This is a genomic window from Streptomyces sp. MAI_2237 (genome assembly GCF_054189285.1).
Map to the genome: position 1 here is coordinate 792,235 of NZ_JAJPGQ010000005.1, position 15,303 is coordinate 807,537.

Annotated in this window: 12 protein-coding genes and 1 pseudogene; 4 read left to right on the forward strand and 9 right to left on the reverse strand. The window is 71.9% G+C overall.

The features are described 5' to 3' along the window. Positions 1 to 28 precede the first annotated feature (28 nt). From LN251_RS31960 to LN251_RS31985, 6 genes and pseudogenes are all read right to left on the reverse strand, one after another. Positions 29 to 931 (reverse strand): universal stress protein, encoded by a 903-nt coding sequence (locus LN251_RS31960; RefSeq protein ID WP_458247636.1) that lies wholly within the window; start codon positions 929 to 931, stop codon positions 29 to 31. 137 nt (positions 932 to 1,068) lie between these two features. Then, on the reverse strand, positions 1,069 to 1,314 hold the full coding sequence (locus tag LN251_RS31965) for a DUF397 domain-containing protein (protein ID WP_058928597.1): 246 nt from the start codon (positions 1,312 to 1,314) through the stop codon (positions 1,069 to 1,071). Positions 1,315 to 1,408: 94 nt separating this feature from the next. After that, positions 1,409 to 2,576, reverse strand: a pseudogene (locus LN251_RS31970) (thiolase domain-containing protein). Beyond that, a complete protein-coding gene (locus tag LN251_RS31975; protein WP_458247637.1) occupies positions 2,573 to 3,622 on the reverse strand; it encodes a thiolase domain-containing protein in 1,050 nt (349 codons plus the stop codon). The pseudogene LN251_RS31970 and the gene LN251_RS31975 overlap by 4 nt, the downstream one beginning before the upstream one ends. Continuing rightward, a complete protein-coding gene (locus tag LN251_RS31980; RefSeq protein WP_458247638.1) occupies positions 3,619 to 4,560 on the reverse strand; it encodes a Zn-ribbon domain-containing OB-fold protein in 942 nt (313 codons plus the stop codon). Before LN251_RS31980 ends, LN251_RS31975 begins: the two co-directional genes overlap by 4 nt. 17 nt (positions 4,561 to 4,577) lie before the next feature. After that, a complete protein-coding gene (locus tag LN251_RS31985) occupies positions 4,578 to 5,378 on the reverse strand; it encodes a crotonase/enoyl-CoA hydratase family protein (RefSeq protein WP_458247639.1) in 801 nt (266 codons plus the stop codon). Positions 5,379 to 5,565: 187 nt separating this feature from the next. Between LN251_RS31985 and LN251_RS31990 the strand changes: the two genes are divergently transcribed. From LN251_RS31990 to LN251_RS32000, 3 genes are all read left to right on the forward strand, one after another. Beyond that, positions 5,566 to 7,179, forward strand: a complete 1,614-nt coding sequence (locus tag LN251_RS31990) for an acyl-CoA synthetase (RefSeq protein WP_458247640.1) — start codon at positions 5,566 to 5,568, stop codon at positions 7,177 to 7,179. Positions 7,180 to 7,326: 147 nt separating this feature from the next. Continuing rightward, positions 7,327 to 9,291, forward strand: coding sequence for a sulfatase (locus LN251_RS31995; protein WP_458247641.1), 1,965 nt, complete (start codon positions 7,327 to 7,329; stop codon positions 9,289 to 9,291). A gap of 126 nt (positions 9,292 to 9,417) precedes the next feature. Continuing rightward, on the forward strand, positions 9,418 to 9,846 hold the full coding sequence (locus LN251_RS32000) for an excalibur calcium-binding domain-containing protein (RefSeq protein ID WP_458247642.1): 429 nt from the start codon (positions 9,418 to 9,420) through the stop codon (positions 9,844 to 9,846). 14 nt (positions 9,847 to 9,860) lie between these two features. Here the strand turns inward: LN251_RS32000 and LN251_RS32005 are convergent, their stop codons facing one another. Next, positions 9,861 to 10,697: an alpha/beta fold hydrolase gene (locus tag LN251_RS32005; protein ID WP_458247643.1), complete on the reverse strand. Its 837-nt coding sequence runs from the start codon at positions 10,695 to 10,697 to the stop codon at positions 9,861 to 9,863. Positions 10,698 to 10,886: 189 nt separating this feature from the next. Between LN251_RS32005 and paaK the strand changes: the two genes are divergently transcribed. After that, the gene (gene paaK / locus LN251_RS32010; protein ID WP_458247644.1) at positions 10,887 to 12,185 is read left to right on the forward strand and encodes a phenylacetate--CoA ligase PaaK; all 1,299 of its coding nucleotides are present in this window, start codon (positions 10,887 to 10,889) and stop codon (positions 12,183 to 12,185) included. 9 nt (positions 12,186 to 12,194) lie between these two features. On the opposite strand, the gene LN251_RS32015 is transcribed toward paaK, so the two are convergent. Together LN251_RS32015 and LN251_RS32020 are read right to left on the reverse strand one after the other, a co-directional pair. Next, positions 12,195 to 13,685, reverse strand: coding sequence for a metallophosphoesterase (locus tag LN251_RS32015; RefSeq protein WP_458247645.1), 1,491 nt, complete (start codon positions 13,683 to 13,685; stop codon positions 12,195 to 12,197). A gap of 86 nt (positions 13,686 to 13,771) precedes the next feature. Further along, the gene (locus tag LN251_RS32020) at positions 13,772 to 15,268 is read right to left on the reverse strand and encodes an acyl-CoA synthetase (RefSeq protein WP_458247646.1); all 1,497 of its coding nucleotides are present in this window, start codon (positions 15,266 to 15,268) and stop codon (positions 13,772 to 13,774) included. Between the last annotated feature and the right edge of the window lie 35 nt (positions 15,269 to 15,303).

The window sequence follows — 15,303 nt, forward strand, 5'->3', positions numbered from 1 at the left end:
GAGACCTGTGGCGGTAGGGGCGCCGGTCTCAGGCGTCCCCGGGTTCCGGCGGTACGACGGCGACCGGGCTCGCCGCGTGCAGGAGGACCGCATGGGTGACCGAGCCGAGCATGCGGGCCGGTGCGAGCAGGCGGCGGCGGTGGCGGCCGACCACGACAAGTTCCGCGTCCCTGGAGGCGGCGACCAGCAGACCGGCCGCGTCGCCCGGCAGCGCGAAGGCGTCGGCCCGCACGTCGGGGTGGTGCTTGCGGTGCGGGGTGAGGAAGCCCTCGGCGAGCGTCCAGGTCTCGTTCTCGACGGCCTCCTGGTCGATCATCTCGGGGGCGAGTTCGGCGGGGACCGCCCAGGACCGCACCGGCCAGGCGTAGGCGGCGACGACCTGGAGGCGGGCGCCGCGCAGCGCGGCCTCGGTGAAGGCGAAGGACAGGGTCGCGTCGTCCGGGGCGTCCACCTGGAGACCGACGACCACCCGCGGCCCCGGTTCGACGGGCGCGTCGCCGTGCACCTCGCGTCCGGGCCGGGGCACCACGACGACCGGGCACTCGGCGTCGCGGGCGGCGGCCATGCCGTTGGAGCCGAGCAGCAGACTGGCGAAGCCGCCCCGGCCGCGGGAGCCGAGGACCAGCAGCCGCGCCGTGGCGCCCAGCCCGGGCAGCACGGCGCCCGGTGCGCCGTCGAGGCCCACGTACTCGATCCCGGGCGGGTGGGCCCGGTCCTCCAGGTGGCCGCGCGCCTGGGCGAGCACCGGGTCGTCGCCCGCGTCCGGCGGTCCGGCGACCAGGACGTCGGGCTGGGCCCAGGCGGCGTACTGCCGCACATGGACCACGCGCAGCGGGGCCGCGCGCTCTCGGGCGGCGTCGAGGGCCCAGTCCAGGGCGCGCAGGCTGTCGTCCGAACCGTCGACCGCCGCGACGACGGGCAGGCTGTTCATGGGGTCCTCACCTCCGGATCACGACCCGTCCTCCCGGGCCGGCCTCGCTCGGGTGCCGGCACCGGGAAGGTGTTCACGGTCGAGTGTCCGGGAAACGGGCGGAGGACACCGCCCGGCGGGCACCTCTCCCCCAGGGCTCAGGTGAGGTCGAATTCGCCCTCCCTCGCGCCCGACACGAACGCGCCCCACTCCGCCGGTGTGAAGATCAGGGAAGGGCTTTCCGGGCGGCCGCTGTTGCGCATCGCGATGAAACCCTCGACAAAGGCGATCTGGACATCCCCCAGGCCACGGCTGCTGGAGTGCCATTCGGCGCTGCTGAGGTCCAGCTCCGGCTTGTCCCAGCCCGCGAGCGGGTGCTGCTGGATGGTGGTGCTCTCGGCCACGTCCGTGCTCCTCCCGATTGCGTCGTCCGCGGCCAGCCTAGCGATCGACCTCTGATGCCAACAGAGCACGTGAGGGGGACCTTTGGCGAGTCCCTCAGGAGGTGGGTGGTTCGCTGCCCACGAGCCACATGGAAAAGAACTGCGAACCGCCTCCGTAGGCGTGCCCCAGAACCCGCCGCGCGCCCTCCACCTGGTGTTCTCCGGCCTGCCCGCGCACCTGCAGGGCCGCCTCGGCGAACCGGATCATGCCGGAGGCGCCGATGGGGTTGGTCGACAGCACCCCGCCCGACATGTTCACGGGAAGATCGCCGTCCAGTTCCGTCACTCCCGACTCGGTGAGCTTCCAGCCCTCGCCCTCGTCGGCGAAGCCTAGGTTCTCCAGCCACATGGGCTCGTACCAGGAGAACGGCACGTAGATCTCGGCGGCGTCGATCTCCCGGCGCGGGTCGGCGATGCCGGCCTGCCGGTACACGTCGGCGGCGCAGTCCTTGCCGGGCCTGCGGGGAGACGAAGTCCTTTCCGGCGAAGAGGGTGGGCTCGCTGCGCATCGCGCCGCCCAGCATCCAGGCCGGGGGCCGCGGCGCCCGGGCCGCGCCCGCCCGGTCGGTCAGCACCATCGCACAGGCGCCGTCGGAGGAGGGGCAGGTCTCGGAGTACCGGATCGGGTCCCACAGCATCGGCGAGGCCTGGACCTTCTCCAGGGTGATGTCGTGCTCGTGCAGATGGGCGTACGGGTTCTTCAGCGCGTTGCGCCGGTCCTTGTACGCCACCAGCGAGCCGACCGTGTCGGGGGCGCCGGTGCGCCGCATGTAGGCGCGTACATGCGGCGCGAAGAAGCCGCCCGCCCCGGCGAGCAGGGGCTGCTGGAAGGGGATCGGCAGGGACAGCCCCCACATGGCGTTGGACTCGGACTGCTTCTCGAAGGCCAGCGTGAGCACGGTGCCGTGGACGCGGGCCGCGATCAGGTTGGCGGCGACGAGCGCGGTGGAGCCGCCGACCGAGCCGGCGGTGTGCACGCGCAGCATCGGTTTGCCGACCGCGCCGAGCGCGTCGGCGAGGTACAGCTCGGGCATCATGACGCCCTCGAAGAAGTCGGGTGCCTTGCCGATGACGACGGCGTCGATGTCGGCCCAGGTCAGCTCGGCGTCGTCGAGGGCGCGGCGGGCCGCCTCGCGGACGAGTCCCGCGAGGGACACATCGCGCCGGGCGGCCACGTGCTTGGTCTGGCCGATCCCTGTGACGGCCACGGGCTCCTTGCTCATCGCGGATCCCCTTCGAGTACGGCGACCAGGTTCTGTTGCAGGCACGGGCCGGACGTGGCGTGGGCGAGCGCCCGGTCGGACTCGCCCCGGTGGATGGCGGCGGCGGCCTCCCCGATGCGGATGAGCCCGGCGGCCATCATCGGGTTGGCGGCGAGGGCGCCGCCGGAGGGGTTGACGCGCACGGTGTCGTCCAGCCGGAGCGCCTTGCGCAGCACGACCTCCTGGGAGGTGAACGGCGCGTGCAGCTCGGCGGTGTCGACGGGCCGTTCGAAGGCGCCGGCCTTCTCGGCGGCCAGCCGGGCGGAGGGCGAGTCGGTCAGGTCGCGCACGCCCAGGCTGTGGGCCTCGGTGCGGTGGTCGATGCCGCGGATCCAGGCGGGCCGCTCGCACAGGTCGCGGGCCCGCTCGCCGGCCGCGAGGATCACCGCGGCGGCGCCGTCGCCGATGGGCGGGCAGTCTCCGGTGCGCAGCGGCCGTACGAGATGGTCGCCCTGCGGGACCGAACCCTTCAGCTGCGCATGGGGGTTGGCGGCGGCGTCGGCGCGGCTGCGGGCGGCGACGGCGGCGAGCGCGGGCTCGTCGGTCTCCCCCGCGTCGATCAGGGCCTGCGCCTGGAGGGCGGCCAGCGCCACGGAGTCGGGCCACAGCGGCGCCACGTAGTACGGGTCGAGCTGCCGGGTCAGGACGTCGCGCACGGAGCCCGGGGAGGACTTGCCGTAGGAGTAGACGAGTGCGGTGTCCGCGTCGCCGGTCAGGAGTTTGGTCCACGCCTCGTACAGCGCCCAGGCGCCGTCCATCTCGACGTGCGACTCGGAGATCGGGGGCCAGGCGCCGACGCCGTCGAGGGCGAGGGTGAAGGAGAAGGCGCGGCCGGCCAGGTAGTCGCTGGAGCCGGAACAGGTGAAGCCGATGTCGGCGGTCTTCAGGCCGGTGCTGCCGAGGACGCCGTGCAGGACCGGCATGAGCATCTCGACCTCGGAGAGCTCGTCGGTGGTGCGCCGGTGATCGGTCTGGGCGAAGGCGACCAGTGCTATGTCCCGTGTCACAGCAGCTCCTTGTAGGCGTCGTACTCCGCGTCGGGTTCACCGGTGGGCCGGTAGTGGTCCGGGTAGCGGGCCCCCTCGGTCCACACCGCCTCGACGCGCAGGCCCATGCGCACCTGGTCGTAGGGGATGCCGCCGATGCGTCCGTGCAGCGCGAGGTCGGCGCCGTCGAGGGCGATGTGGGCGTAGACGTACGGCACTTCGATGTCGAGGTTCTTGGCCTTGATGTTGACGATGCAGAAGGTGGTGACGGTGCCGCGCGGGCCCACCTCGACCTGTTCCGAGGTGGCGACACCGCAGGTGGGGCACGCGCCTCGGGGCGGGACGTACACCTTCCGGCAGGACGGGCAGCGCTCACCGACCGTGCGGCGTTCGGCGAGGGCGTGGATGTAGGCGGACTGGGCGCGGCCCGGGGAGTAGGTGTAGTCGAGCCGGGCGGGTGCGACGATGCCGGTGATCGGCTCCGCGAACCGGCCGTCGTGGCCCGCCGGTCGCACGGGTTCGCCGTCGTACGGCTCGAAACAGGCGATGTCCGTGATGGCTCCGGCGCGTTCCCCGGCCCAGCGGACGCGCACCCGCATGCCGGTGTGCACGGCCTCGGGGCCCGGGGCGTCGAGGGCGTGCAGAAGGGCTGTGTCGGCGCCGTCGAGCCGGACCAGGACCCAGGCGAAGGGGGTGTCGAAGGGCTGATCGCGACGGGGGTGCTCGTTCCACGCCCAGGTGGTGACGGTGCCGGTGGGGGCGACCTCGACGAGGTCGTGGAGTTCGTCGGCGGTGACGGGGTCGTACTCGACGGGCGGGACCAGGGTGCGGCCGTCGACGGTCTTCACGCCGAGCACGACGCGTTCGCGCAGGCCGGTCAGGAAGGCGCTCTGGACGGGGCCGAGCGAGCGGGTGAAGGGGAACTCGACGGCGAGGGGGGCTTTGAGGACTTCGGGCATGCCCGGTCTCCTTCGGGTCAGGCGCGCTTGTAGACGGGCGGCCGCTTCTCCGCGAAGGCGCGGGCGCCTTCCCTGGCATCGGCGGTGTCGAAGATCGGCCAGCCGCGCTTGAGTTCTGAGGCGAGGCCGTCCGTCTCCGTCATCTCGGCGGTCTCGTAGACCGAGGCCTTGATCGCCTCGACCGCCAACGGGCCGCAGGAGTTGACCTGTTCGGCGATCTCCAGGGCCTTGTCGAGTGCCGTGCCGTCGGGCACGACATGGCCGATCAGGCCGATGCCGGCGGCCTCCCGGGCGGTGTAGGGACGGCCGGTGAGCAGCATCTCCAGGGCATGGGTGCGCGGGATCTGGCGCTGCAGCCGGACGGTCGAGCCACCGATGGGGAACAGTGCGCGCCTGACCTCGTAGAGTCCGAAGGTCGCCGACTCGCCGGCGACCCGGATGTCGGTGCCCTGGAGGATCTCGGTGCCGCCCGCCACGCAGTGGCCCTCGACGGCGGCGATCACCGGTTTGCGGGGGCGGTGGTGGCGCAGCAGCGCCTTCCAGTGCAGGTCCGGGTCGGCCTTGAGGCGGTCGCGGTGGCGGTCGTCCTGGGTGCCCTTCCCGGCCAGGGCCTTGAGGTCCATGCCCGCGCAGAACGACCCGCCCGCACCGGTCAGCACGATCGACCGGACCTCGTCGTCCTCGTCGGCCTCGACCCAGCCGTCGTACAGACCGACCAGCATCGGCAGTGAGAGCGCGTTCTTGGCTTCGGGCCTGTCGAGCGTGAGCACCAGTGTGGCGCCTTCGCGCCGGACGGTGAGGTGTTCCGTCCCACCCATGACCATCTCCCCTCTCCGGGAACGAGAACAGGTTGCAGGAGCGCGGGAGGCACTTCAAGGGTTTTCTGACAGGTAGTCAGATTTCTTCGCGCGAACCCTTCACAGTTGCCGCGCCCTTTGCTCTGATGACCGGCGAACCGACGGATGCGCCTTTCTTCGTCACGGCTGCACGGGGTCAGGAGGAGCGGTGGAGTACAACCTTGCGGACCTGTTCGAGTCGGTCGTCGACGTGGTGCCCGACCGCGAGGCGCTGGTGTACATCGACCATCCGGGGACGGGCGCGGAACGCCGGCTGACGTACGCGGAGCTGGACGCGGCGGCGAACCGCATCGGCCACCACCTCGTCGACGCGGGGATCCGTCCCGGTGAGCATCTCGGGCTGCATCTCTACAACGGCATCGAGTACCTGCAGGCGGTGTTCGGCTGCCTGAAGGCGCGGATCGTGCCGGTCAACGTCAACTACCGTTATGTCGAGGACGAGTTGGTGTACCTGTACCGGGACGCCGATCTGGCGGCCCTGGTCTTCGATGCGGAGTTCGACGCCCGGGTGGCCGCGGCACTGCCGCAGTGCCCGGGACTGCGGCATCTGGTGCGGGTGGGCGGCGACGACGAGGGGGTTCTCGCCGCGGTGCCGTTCACCGGGGCCGAGGCGTCGGGCTCGCCGGAGCGCGGGTTCCCGGCGCGCTCGGGCGACGACCAGTTCATCATCTACACCGGCGGCACCACCGGCATGCCCAAGGGGGTGATGTGGCGTCAGGAGGACCTGTTCTTCTCGGGGCTGGGCGGAGGGGCGCCGACCGGTGAGCCGGTGAAGAAGCCCGAGGAGCTCGCCGAGCGGGTCGCGGCCGGGGGCAGCGGGATCACCTTCTTCCCCACTCCCCCGCTGATGCACGGCACCTCGACCCTCACCTCGCTCATCGGCTTCAACTTCGGCCAACGCGTCGTGATCCACCGCAAGTTCGTGCCCGAGGAGGTGCTGCGGACGGTGGAGAAGGAGAAGGTCACCAGCATCTCGCTGGTCGGCGACGCGATGCTGCGGCCGCTGGTCGACGCGCTGGCCGGACCCATGAAGGGCACGGACTGCTCGTCGGTGTTCAGCGTGTCCTCGTCCGGCGCGGTGCTGTCGGAGACCGTCCGCAGGCAGTTCCAGGAACTGCTGCCCAACGCCGTCCTGCTGAACAACTACGGCTCCTCCGAATCCGGTTTCAACGGCACGGCGACGGCCGACTCCGGGGCCGGGCAGAGCTTCCGCATCCGCGTCAACTCCCGCACCCAGGTGGTCGATCCGGTCACCCGTGAGCCGGTCGCGGCCGGCGAGGTGGGCCGGGTCGCGCAGTGCGGCCACGTCCCGCTCGGCTACTACAACGACCCACGGAAGACCGCCGAGACCTTCTTCGACAAGGACGGCGAGCGCTGGGTGCTGCTCGGGGACATGGCGACGGTGGACGAGGAGGGCGTGGTCACCGTCCTCGGCCGGGGTTCGCAGTGCATCAACACCGGCGGCGAGAAGGTGTATCCCGAGGAGGTCGAGCAGGCGCTGAAGTCCCATCCCGACGTGTACGACGCGCTGGTGGCCGGGGTGCCGGACGCGAAGTGGGGCAACCACGTCGCGGCGGTGGTGCAGTTGCGCGAGGGCGCGCCGCGGCCGTCCCTGGAGGACGTCCAGACGTACTGCCGCACCCATCTCGCCGGTTACAAGATCCCCCGGCAGCTGGTGATCACGGACGCGATACGGCGCTCGCCGAGCGGCAAGGCGGACTACCGCTGGGCCCGGGACGTGGCGGAGGCGGCCGACCGGTGAGCGCGGGGCCGGGGGTAGTCTTTGCCCGCGGTTGACCTGCGCGCTTGAACGGAGGGTGACGGGGGGCCGTACGCGAGGTAGGCGGCCCCGACCTGCGGGCCCGGTCCGCCGTACCAGCACCGGGAAACCGCACGGAAGGACCATCGGGTGTCGCACCTCACGCCCCCTCGCCAGCTGCCGGACACGGACGCGGACGCCGACGGGAGCCCGGACCCCGACGTGACGGCGACCGACGCATCCCACGAGGACCCCGAGCCGGCCGGCAAGCCGACGCCGAGGACTCCCAGTGCCACGGAACCCGCCACCGAGACCGCCGCGCGCGACGAGGGCGAACCGGCTGTGCGGACCACCGCCCACGACGAGGCCGGACCCGACGCGCTGAAGACCGCCACCCACGACGAAGCCGAACCCGACGCGCAGGCAGAATCGCAGGCCGCCGCACCCGTCTCCCCCGCCCGTCCCGGCTGGTTCGGCTGGCGCCGGCGGTTTCCGCGGACCGCGCGGGGCGTGTGGCTCGGCACGACCGTGCTGGCCGCCGTGCTGGTGTTCGTGGTGCTGCTCGTCCCCAACCGTCTGGACTACATCACCGTCCAGTCCTTCCTGCGCCTTCCCGTCGAGGGGATCTTCCTCGCCGCCGTCCTGCTCGCGCTGCCGTCGCGGGCACGGCGGATCACCGCCGCCGCCCTGGGCGTGATCCTCGGGCTGTCCGCGGTCCTGAAGTGCCTCGACATGGGCTTCCGGCAGACCCTGGCCCGGCCGTTCGACCTGGTCTTCGACTGGGTCCTGCTCAGCGACGCCGCGGCCTTCCTGAAGGACTCGCTCGGACGCACCGGCGAAGTCCTCGCGGTGATCGGGGTGATCGCCCTCGTCGTCGCCGTGCTCGTGCTGAGCGCGCTGGCGACGGTGCGGCTGGCGAACGTGCTGGCCCGGCACCGCACCGTGGCCGTGCGTTCCACGCTGGTTTTCGGCGTCGTGTGGATCATCTGCTTCACGCTGGGCGTGCAGTTCGGCGGCGTCACCGTGGCCACCAAGGGGTACGCCCAGTACCTGTCGAACCGGGTGCAGTACGTCCGCGACGGCCTCGGGGACGCCGAGGTCTTCAAGAAGCAGCTCACCGTCGACGCCTACGCCAAGACCCCGTCCGACCAGTTGCTGACCGGACTGCGCGGCAAGGACGTGATGCTCACCTTCATCGAGAGCTACGGCCGGGTCGCCATCGACGATCCGACGATGGGACCGGAGGTCGACCGGACGCTCAAGGCGGGCGACGCCCGGCTGAAGGCGGCCGGCTTCTCCGCGCGCAGCGGCTGGCTCAGGTCGCCGGTGACGGGCGCCGGCAGCTGGCTCGCCCACTCGACGTTCCTGTCGGGCCTGTGGGTGAAGAACCAGCAGCGGTACCGGACCCTGACCACGAGCGACCGCGCCACCCTCACCAGCTACTTCCGCAAGACCGGCGCCTGGCGGACCGTCGGCATCGTCCCCGGTGTCCGCAAGGCCTGGCCCGAGGGCAAGTACTTCGGCCTCGACCACATCTACGACTCCACCCATCTCGGCTACCAGGGCCCCTACTTCAGCTGGACGCCGGTGCCGGACCAGTTCAGCCTGGAGGCCTTCCAGAAGCTGGAGCACGGCAAGAAGAACCGGGACCCGATCATGGCGGAGATCATCCTGGCCTCCAGCCACAACCCCTGGTCCCCCATCGCCCACACGATCGACTGGAAGGACCTCGGCGACGGCAAGGTCTTCTACAAGATCAAGAAGGAGGGCACGAACCCGACGGAGGTCTGGAAGAGCGCCAAGCGGGTGCGGACCGAGTACCGCAAGGCCATCCAGTACTCCCTGGACAGCCTCACCCAGTGGGTCCAGCGGTACGGCGACGACAAGACCGTGCTCGTCTTCCTCGGCGACCACCAGCCCGTCCCGACGGTCACGGGGGGCACCAGCAACAGGGACGTGCCGGTCACCGTCGTCGCCCGCGACCCCAAGGTGCTGGACCGCATCTCCGGCTGGGGCTGGACGGAGGGCATCAAGCCCGCCGACAACGCGCCGGAGTGGAGCATGAACACCTTCCGGGACCGCTTCATGACGGCGTACGGGCCTCAGGGCGGGTGATCGGAACCGCCGAACGGGTGACGGCGGGGGCCTTCGGACGGCGTAGCAAAGCGCGCTGGGGGCCCAGGACCGTTCCTAGGGTCGCAGTGACGTGGATCGGATCCACCGTCGCTGAAAGGGACCCCCATGAACATATGCACCCGCTCCCTGAGCACGACCGCGCTGGCCCTCCTCGCGACCGTCGGGCCCGCGGCCGCCGTGGCCCACGCGCAGAACAACTTCAACTGCCCCGACTTCAGGTTCCAGGAGGACGCGCAGGCCGTGTTCAACAGCGATCCGAGCGATCCCAACCGCCTGGACGCGGACAACGACGGCATCGCCTGCGAGGACCTACCACACCGGCCCGTGGCCACGGCCACATCCCCGGCGACATCCACGGCGGCCGCCACCGCCGTACCGCGGCGGGGCGTCAACGCGGGGCTCGGCGGCAGTACGGGGCCCGCCGACTTCGAGGTGGTCGGCGGGGTCGGGCTCGCCGTCCTCGGCGCGGGCCTGGCGGCCGGCCACCTCGTGCTGCGCCGGCGCCGCGGGGCCGCCCCGGCCCGACGGCACTGAGCCCGGCCGGTGGGTCACCGGTCGAGGAACGCCGCCACACGGCGCGCGAACCACTCCCCGTCGTCCATCCACGGGTAGTGCCCGGCACCGGGCTGCACGTCGAACTCGGCGTTCGGGAACACCTCGGCCGTGACGCGCGCGAGCTCGGGGCAGGGCCCTCCGTCGAGGCCGCCCGCCAGGACGAGCACCGGCGCGGTGACCTCGGCGAGGGCGGCGCGGGTGGCGGGCGGATCGTAGGCGCCGTCGGAACCGTAGATGTCGTGGGCCTCGTCGTTGAACTCCGCTTCGGAGCGTGCCACGTGCTCGGCGGCGGCCTCGTCCCAGCGGCCGTAGAAGAACGGCGCGAACGTGGGGTCGTAGTCGCTCTTCCCGGCCAGCCAGTCCTCGAAGGCGGGGAACGCCTCCGCGAACCAGGGCTCGCCGTCGCGCGCGCGAGCCGCCGCCAGCCGCTGCTCCGGGGTCGCCTTCAGGCCCAGCGCCCACGGGATCGCGGTGATCAGCACCAGCCGGGCCACCCGCCGCGGATACCGGGCGGCGTAGAGCATGGCGAGGCTTCCGCCGGCCGAGTGGGCCAGCACGTCCATGCGTTCCAGCCCCAGGTGGACGCGCAAGGCCTCCACGTCGTCCACGAGCCGGTCGCAGCGGTACGTCGCCGGCTCCGCCGGCACAGCCGAGTCACCGGTGCCGCGCAGGTCCAGCAGGATCAGCCGCCGGTGTGCGGTCAGTCCGCCCAGGTCACCGAGGTAGGAGGAGGCCTGCATGGGGCCGCCGGGCAGGACGACGAGCGGGGCGCCCTTCCCCCGCGCGTGGTAGGCCAGCTCGGTTCCGTCCGGTGCGGTGAAGGAAGGCATGCCGTCGATCTTCACGGACGGCCGCAGCGCGCCGCAAGGGGGTTCTGCGTCCGGCGGCGAGGGCACCGGTGAGAAAAATCCGGGCCGAACTCTTGCCTGCCCGTGGGTGGCCTGAATTACTTGATCCCGAAGAGCTCGACCGAATGATCGGTCGCCCGAATTGGTGTGGTCGGCGAGGGAGAAGCCCCCATGGCGGATGGTGCGGAGCTGCTGGACAGCGGGGAACGGCTCGACGCGGAGGCACTGCGGGCCCTGCAGCTGGAGCGGTTGCGGGCCTCGCTGCGGCACGCCTACGAACGCGTGCCGTTCTACCGTGAGGCCTTCGCCAAGGCCGGGGTGCGGCCGGAGGACTGCGAGTCGCTGGCCGACCTCGCGCGTTTCCCCTTCACCACCAAGGGCGACCTGCGCGAGAACTACCCGTACGGGATGTTCGCGGTACCCCGGGACCGCATCCGCCGCATCCACGCCTCCAGCGGCACCACGGGACGCCCCACGGTCGTCGGCTACACGGACGGCGACCTCTCCTTGTGGGCCGACATGGTGGCCCGCTCGCTCCGCGCGGCCGGCGCCAGGCCCGGCGACACGGTCCATGTGGCCTACGGGTACGGGCTGTTCACCGGAGGCCTCGGCGCGCACTACGGCGCCGAGCGGCTCGGCTGTACGGTCGTCCCGGCCTCCGGTGGCATGACGGCCCGTCAGGTCCAGCTGATCCAGGACCTCGAGCCGCGGATCATCATGGTGACCCCGTCGTACATGCTCACCCTGCTCGACGAGTTCGAGCGGCAGGGCGTCGACCCGCGCGGCACGTCACTGCGGGTAGGCGTCTTCGGCGCCGAGCCGTGGACCGAGGAGATGCGGCGCGAGATCGAGGAACGGTTCGCGATCGACGCCGTCGACATCTACGGGCTGTCCGAGGTGATCGGCCCGGGCGTGGCCCAGGAGTGCGTGGAGACCAAGGACGGGCTGCACATCTGGGAGGACCACTTCTACCCGGAGATCGTCGATCCCTTCACCGGTGAGGTGCTGCCCGACGGCGAGGAGGGCGAGCTGGTGTTCACCTCGCTGACCAAGGAGGCGATGCCCGTCGTGCGGTACCGCACCCGCGATCTGACGCGGCTGCTGCCGGGGACGGCCCGGGTGTTCCGGCGCATGGAGAAGGTCACCGGGCGCAGCGACGACATGGTCATCCTGCGCGGGGTGAATCTCTTCCCGACGCAGATCGAGGAGATCGTGCTGCGGACGCCCGGGGTGGCACCGCACTTCCAGCTGAAGCTGACCCGCGAGGGCCGCATGGACGCCCTCACGGTGCGGGCCGAGGCCCGCTCCGACGCCGGCGCGGAGGTGCGGAAGGCGGCCGCGGCGGCGATCGCGACGGCCGTCAAGGACGGCATCGGCGTCTCGGTCGCCGTGGAGATCGTGGAACCGGAGTCCCTGGAGCGGTCGGTGGGCAAGATCCGCCGCATCGTGGACCTGCGTCCGCGCGCTTGAGACCCGCGGTCAGAGGCTCTGTGCGAGGGTCGTCGACGTGGGGCGGGTGATACCGGACAGGTCGCGGAAGACCACGCTGTTGCGGTCGGTGACCGAGCGGCCCAGCGCGTGATGCGGCCACAGCCCGCCGGCCATCCGGCGGCTGCGCTCACCCCACTCCAGGGCCTCGGCTCCGCGCGCCTTGAAGAAGTTCAGGGCGTAGCCGCCGGTGTGGATGCGGAGCAGGCTGAAACCGCCGGGGTACTCCTTGGCGGCGCCGACCTCCTGCAGGGCGACGTGCGGGGCCTGCGGCACCACGGTGCGCTTGTTGCGGTGGGTGTGGCCGGCGTGGTGGAGAAAGACGCCGGGGGTGGTGGCGTAGGCGTCGATGATCGAGCGGGCCTGACGGCGGCTGAGGCGCTGGCCCGAGCTGACGGGGAAGAGCGAGTCCCGGACGGTCAGCGGATGGTGGCCGAAGACGACGGTGGGCTGCTCCCGGTTCTCCCGCAGCCGGCTGCGGAACCAGGCCAGCTGCTCGGCGCCGAGCCCGCCCGAGTCCGCGCCGTTGCCCCGTTTCTCGTAGGTGTCCAGGCCGATGATCCGCAGCCCGGCCAGCTCGCGGGCGAAGTAGCCCGGCTCGTCCGCCCGGCCGAACCCGCGGCGAAAGCCGTCGCCGTCGTCGTCCTGCGCGCCGGGCCGGTCGTGGTTGCCGCGGACGACGAAGTAGTCGCGGTCGTGGGTGCCGAAGCCGTCCAGGATGCCTCTGGCCCGGGCCAGGTCGGCCGGCCCGCCGCCGGCCGATATGTCGCCCGCGGCCAGCAGCACGTCCGCTCCGCGCCGCAGGGCCTCCTGGACCAGGGCCCGGGTCATGATCTCCGGATACGGCGGCAGACCGGGCTCCTGCGAGACCCCGCGCAGCAGGGGGAAGCCGGTCACGAGCCCGGCGACGGTCTCGCCGAGGTGCAGGTCGTTGCAGAGGGCGAGGGACATCAGGTGCCGGCCGGGCGGGGGCTGCGGCGTGGTGAAGGCGTACGGGTCACCGAGCGAGCCCAGGCCGTGCAGGGAGGTGCCCGCGGCGTTGCCGCGCACCAGGTGCAGGGTGGTGGGCCGGGCGGCCACGCCCCGGGAGCGGGCCTGGTAGTAGTACGTCTGTCCCGGCTCCAGGCCGGTGAGCTCCACGTGGTGGTGGGCGGTGGCCCGGTCCTCGCCCGCGACGCGGTTGAGGTGGGCCGGGTGGGTGCCGTACACGACCTCGCCCTCGGTGACGGCGGGCAGCATGCGGCCGAAGCCGTCGTCGGTGCCGGGGACGCCCGTGTACCAGGTGATGACGGCGCGGTCCTCGGTCAGGGTGACCAGTTCCAGGTGGACGGCCGCGATCTGGTGCGGGTGCGGGAGCCGTGAGCGGGCGGCGGAGGCGGCCCTGAGCAGGGCCGGAGCGAGCAAGGCTCCCGAGCGCAGCACCTCACAGGGCCCGGGGACTCCGGCGAGGGCGGCGAGAGGAGCGGAGAAGCAGCATCGCATGCTTGTGGGGTGCCCTCCTGCCGTATACATGACTCATGCTAGCGGTGGCAACACCGGATACGGCAGGAGACCGCCTGTGCATCGCGTCACGTGCCGGAGCGGTCCCGCAGCTGCCGTTTGAGGATCTTCCCGCTGGCGTTGCGCGGCAGCTCCGTCACGAACACCACCCGCTTCGGCGCCTTGAAGGGGGAGAGTTTCTCGCGGGCGTGCTCGATCAGTTCGGCCTCGGTCACCTCCCCGCGGGGGACGACGAACGCCGTGACGGCCTCGACCCACCGGTCGTCGGGCAGACCGACCACGGCCACCTCGGCGACGGCGCCGTGCGTGTAGAGGGCGTCCTCGACCTGGCGTGAAGCGACCAGTACGCCACCGGAGTTGATGACGTCCTTCACCCGGTCGACGATCGTGAAGTAGCCGTGCGCGTCGCGCACCGCGAGGTCGCCGGAGTGGAACCAGCCGTCGCGGAAGGCCTCGGCGGTCTCCTCGGGCTTGTCCCAGTAGCCCTCGCACAACTGCGGGGAGCGGTAGACGATTTCGCCGGGGGTGCCGTCGGGCACGTCCTTGCCGTCCTCGTCGACCACGCGGGCGTCGACGAAGAGGACGGGCCGGCCGCAGGAGTCCATGCGGCCCTTGTGCTCGTCGGGCGCCAGGACGGTGGCGAGGGGGCCGATCTCGCTCTGGCCGAAGCAGTTGTAGAAGGCGAGCTTCGGCAGCCGTTCGCGCAGCCGCTCCAGGACGGGCACGGGCATGATCGAGGCGCCGTAGTACGCCTTGCGCAGGCCGTCGAGGTCGCGGGTGGCGAAGTCGGGGCGGTTCGCGAGAGCGATCCACACGGTGGGCGGGGCGAACAGGCTGTCCACGCGGCCGGCCTCGATCAGATCGAAGAGCCGGTCGCCGTCGGGGGCGTCGAGAATGATGTTGGTGGCGCCGACCGCGAGGTAGGGCAGCAGGAACACGTGCATCTGCGCCGAGTGATACAGCGGCAGGGAGTGCGCGGGACGGTCGCCGGCGCTCAGGTCGAGGGCGGTGATCGCGCTCAGGTACTCGTGGACCAGGGCCCGGTGGGTCATCATCGCGCCCTTGGGCAGGGCCGTGGTGCCCGAGGTGTACAGCAGCTGCACGAGGTCCTCGGTGCGCGGTTCGGGACCGTCGTACGCGGGAGCCGTGGCCAGGCGGGCGAGGAAGGAGTCCTCGGCGTCCCGCAGCGGCAGCGTCCTCGTGCCGTCGGCGAGCCGCGGCGCCAGGTCGGGGTCGGTGAGGACCAGGGCGCTGCCGGACTGGCCGACGATGTAGGCGAGGTCGTCACCGGTCAGGTTCTGGTTGACCGGGACGTGCACGAGCCCGGCTCGGGCACACGCCAAAAAGCCGATCAGGTAGGCGTCGGAGTTGTGGCCGTAGGCGCCGACCCGGTCGCCGGGCGCCAGGCCCTGGCCGAGGAGGACGCTCGCCGCGCGGGAGACGGCGTCGTCGAGTTCCTGGTACGTCCACCTGCGGTCGCCGTACTCGATCGCGACCCGCGCCGGGGTGCGCCGGGCGCTGCGCCGCAGCACCCCGTCAACCGTGCTGCCCTGTCCCTGCGTCATGACTCATGATCCTCGGTCCGTGGCCGGGGCGGGTC

Bases quoted from the DNA above. Each gene is read 5' to 3' on its own strand.
- LN251_RS31960 (WP_458247636.1), bottom strand. From the start codon at position 931: ATGAACAGCCTGCCCGTCGTCGCGGCGGTCGACGGTTCGGACGACAGC.
- LN251_RS31985 (WP_458247639.1), bottom strand. From the start codon at position 5,378: ATGGGTGGGACGGAACACCTCACCGTCCGGCGCGAAGGCGCCACACTG.
- LN251_RS32005 (WP_458247643.1), bottom strand. From the start codon at position 10,697: ATGCCTTCCTTCACCGCACCGGACGGAACCGAGCTGGCCTACCACGCG.
- LN251_RS32020 (WP_458247646.1), bottom strand. From the start codon at position 15,268: ATGACGCAGGGACAGGGCAGCACGGTTGACGGGGTGCTGCGGCGCAGC.
- LN251_RS31980 (WP_458247638.1), bottom strand. From the start codon at position 4,560: ATGCCCGAAGTCCTCAAAGCCCCCCTCGCCGTCGAGTTCCCCTTCACC.
- paaK (WP_458247644.1), top strand. From the start codon at position 10,887: ATGGCGGATGGTGCGGAGCTGCTGGACAGCGGGGAACGGCTCGACGCG.
- LN251_RS32000 (WP_458247642.1), top strand. From the start codon at position 9,418: ATGAACATATGCACCCGCTCCCTGAGCACGACCGCGCTGGCCCTCCTC.
- LN251_RS32015 (WP_458247645.1), bottom strand. From the start codon at position 13,685: ATGCGATGCTGCTTCTCCGCTCCTCTCGCCGCCCTCGCCGGAGTCCCC.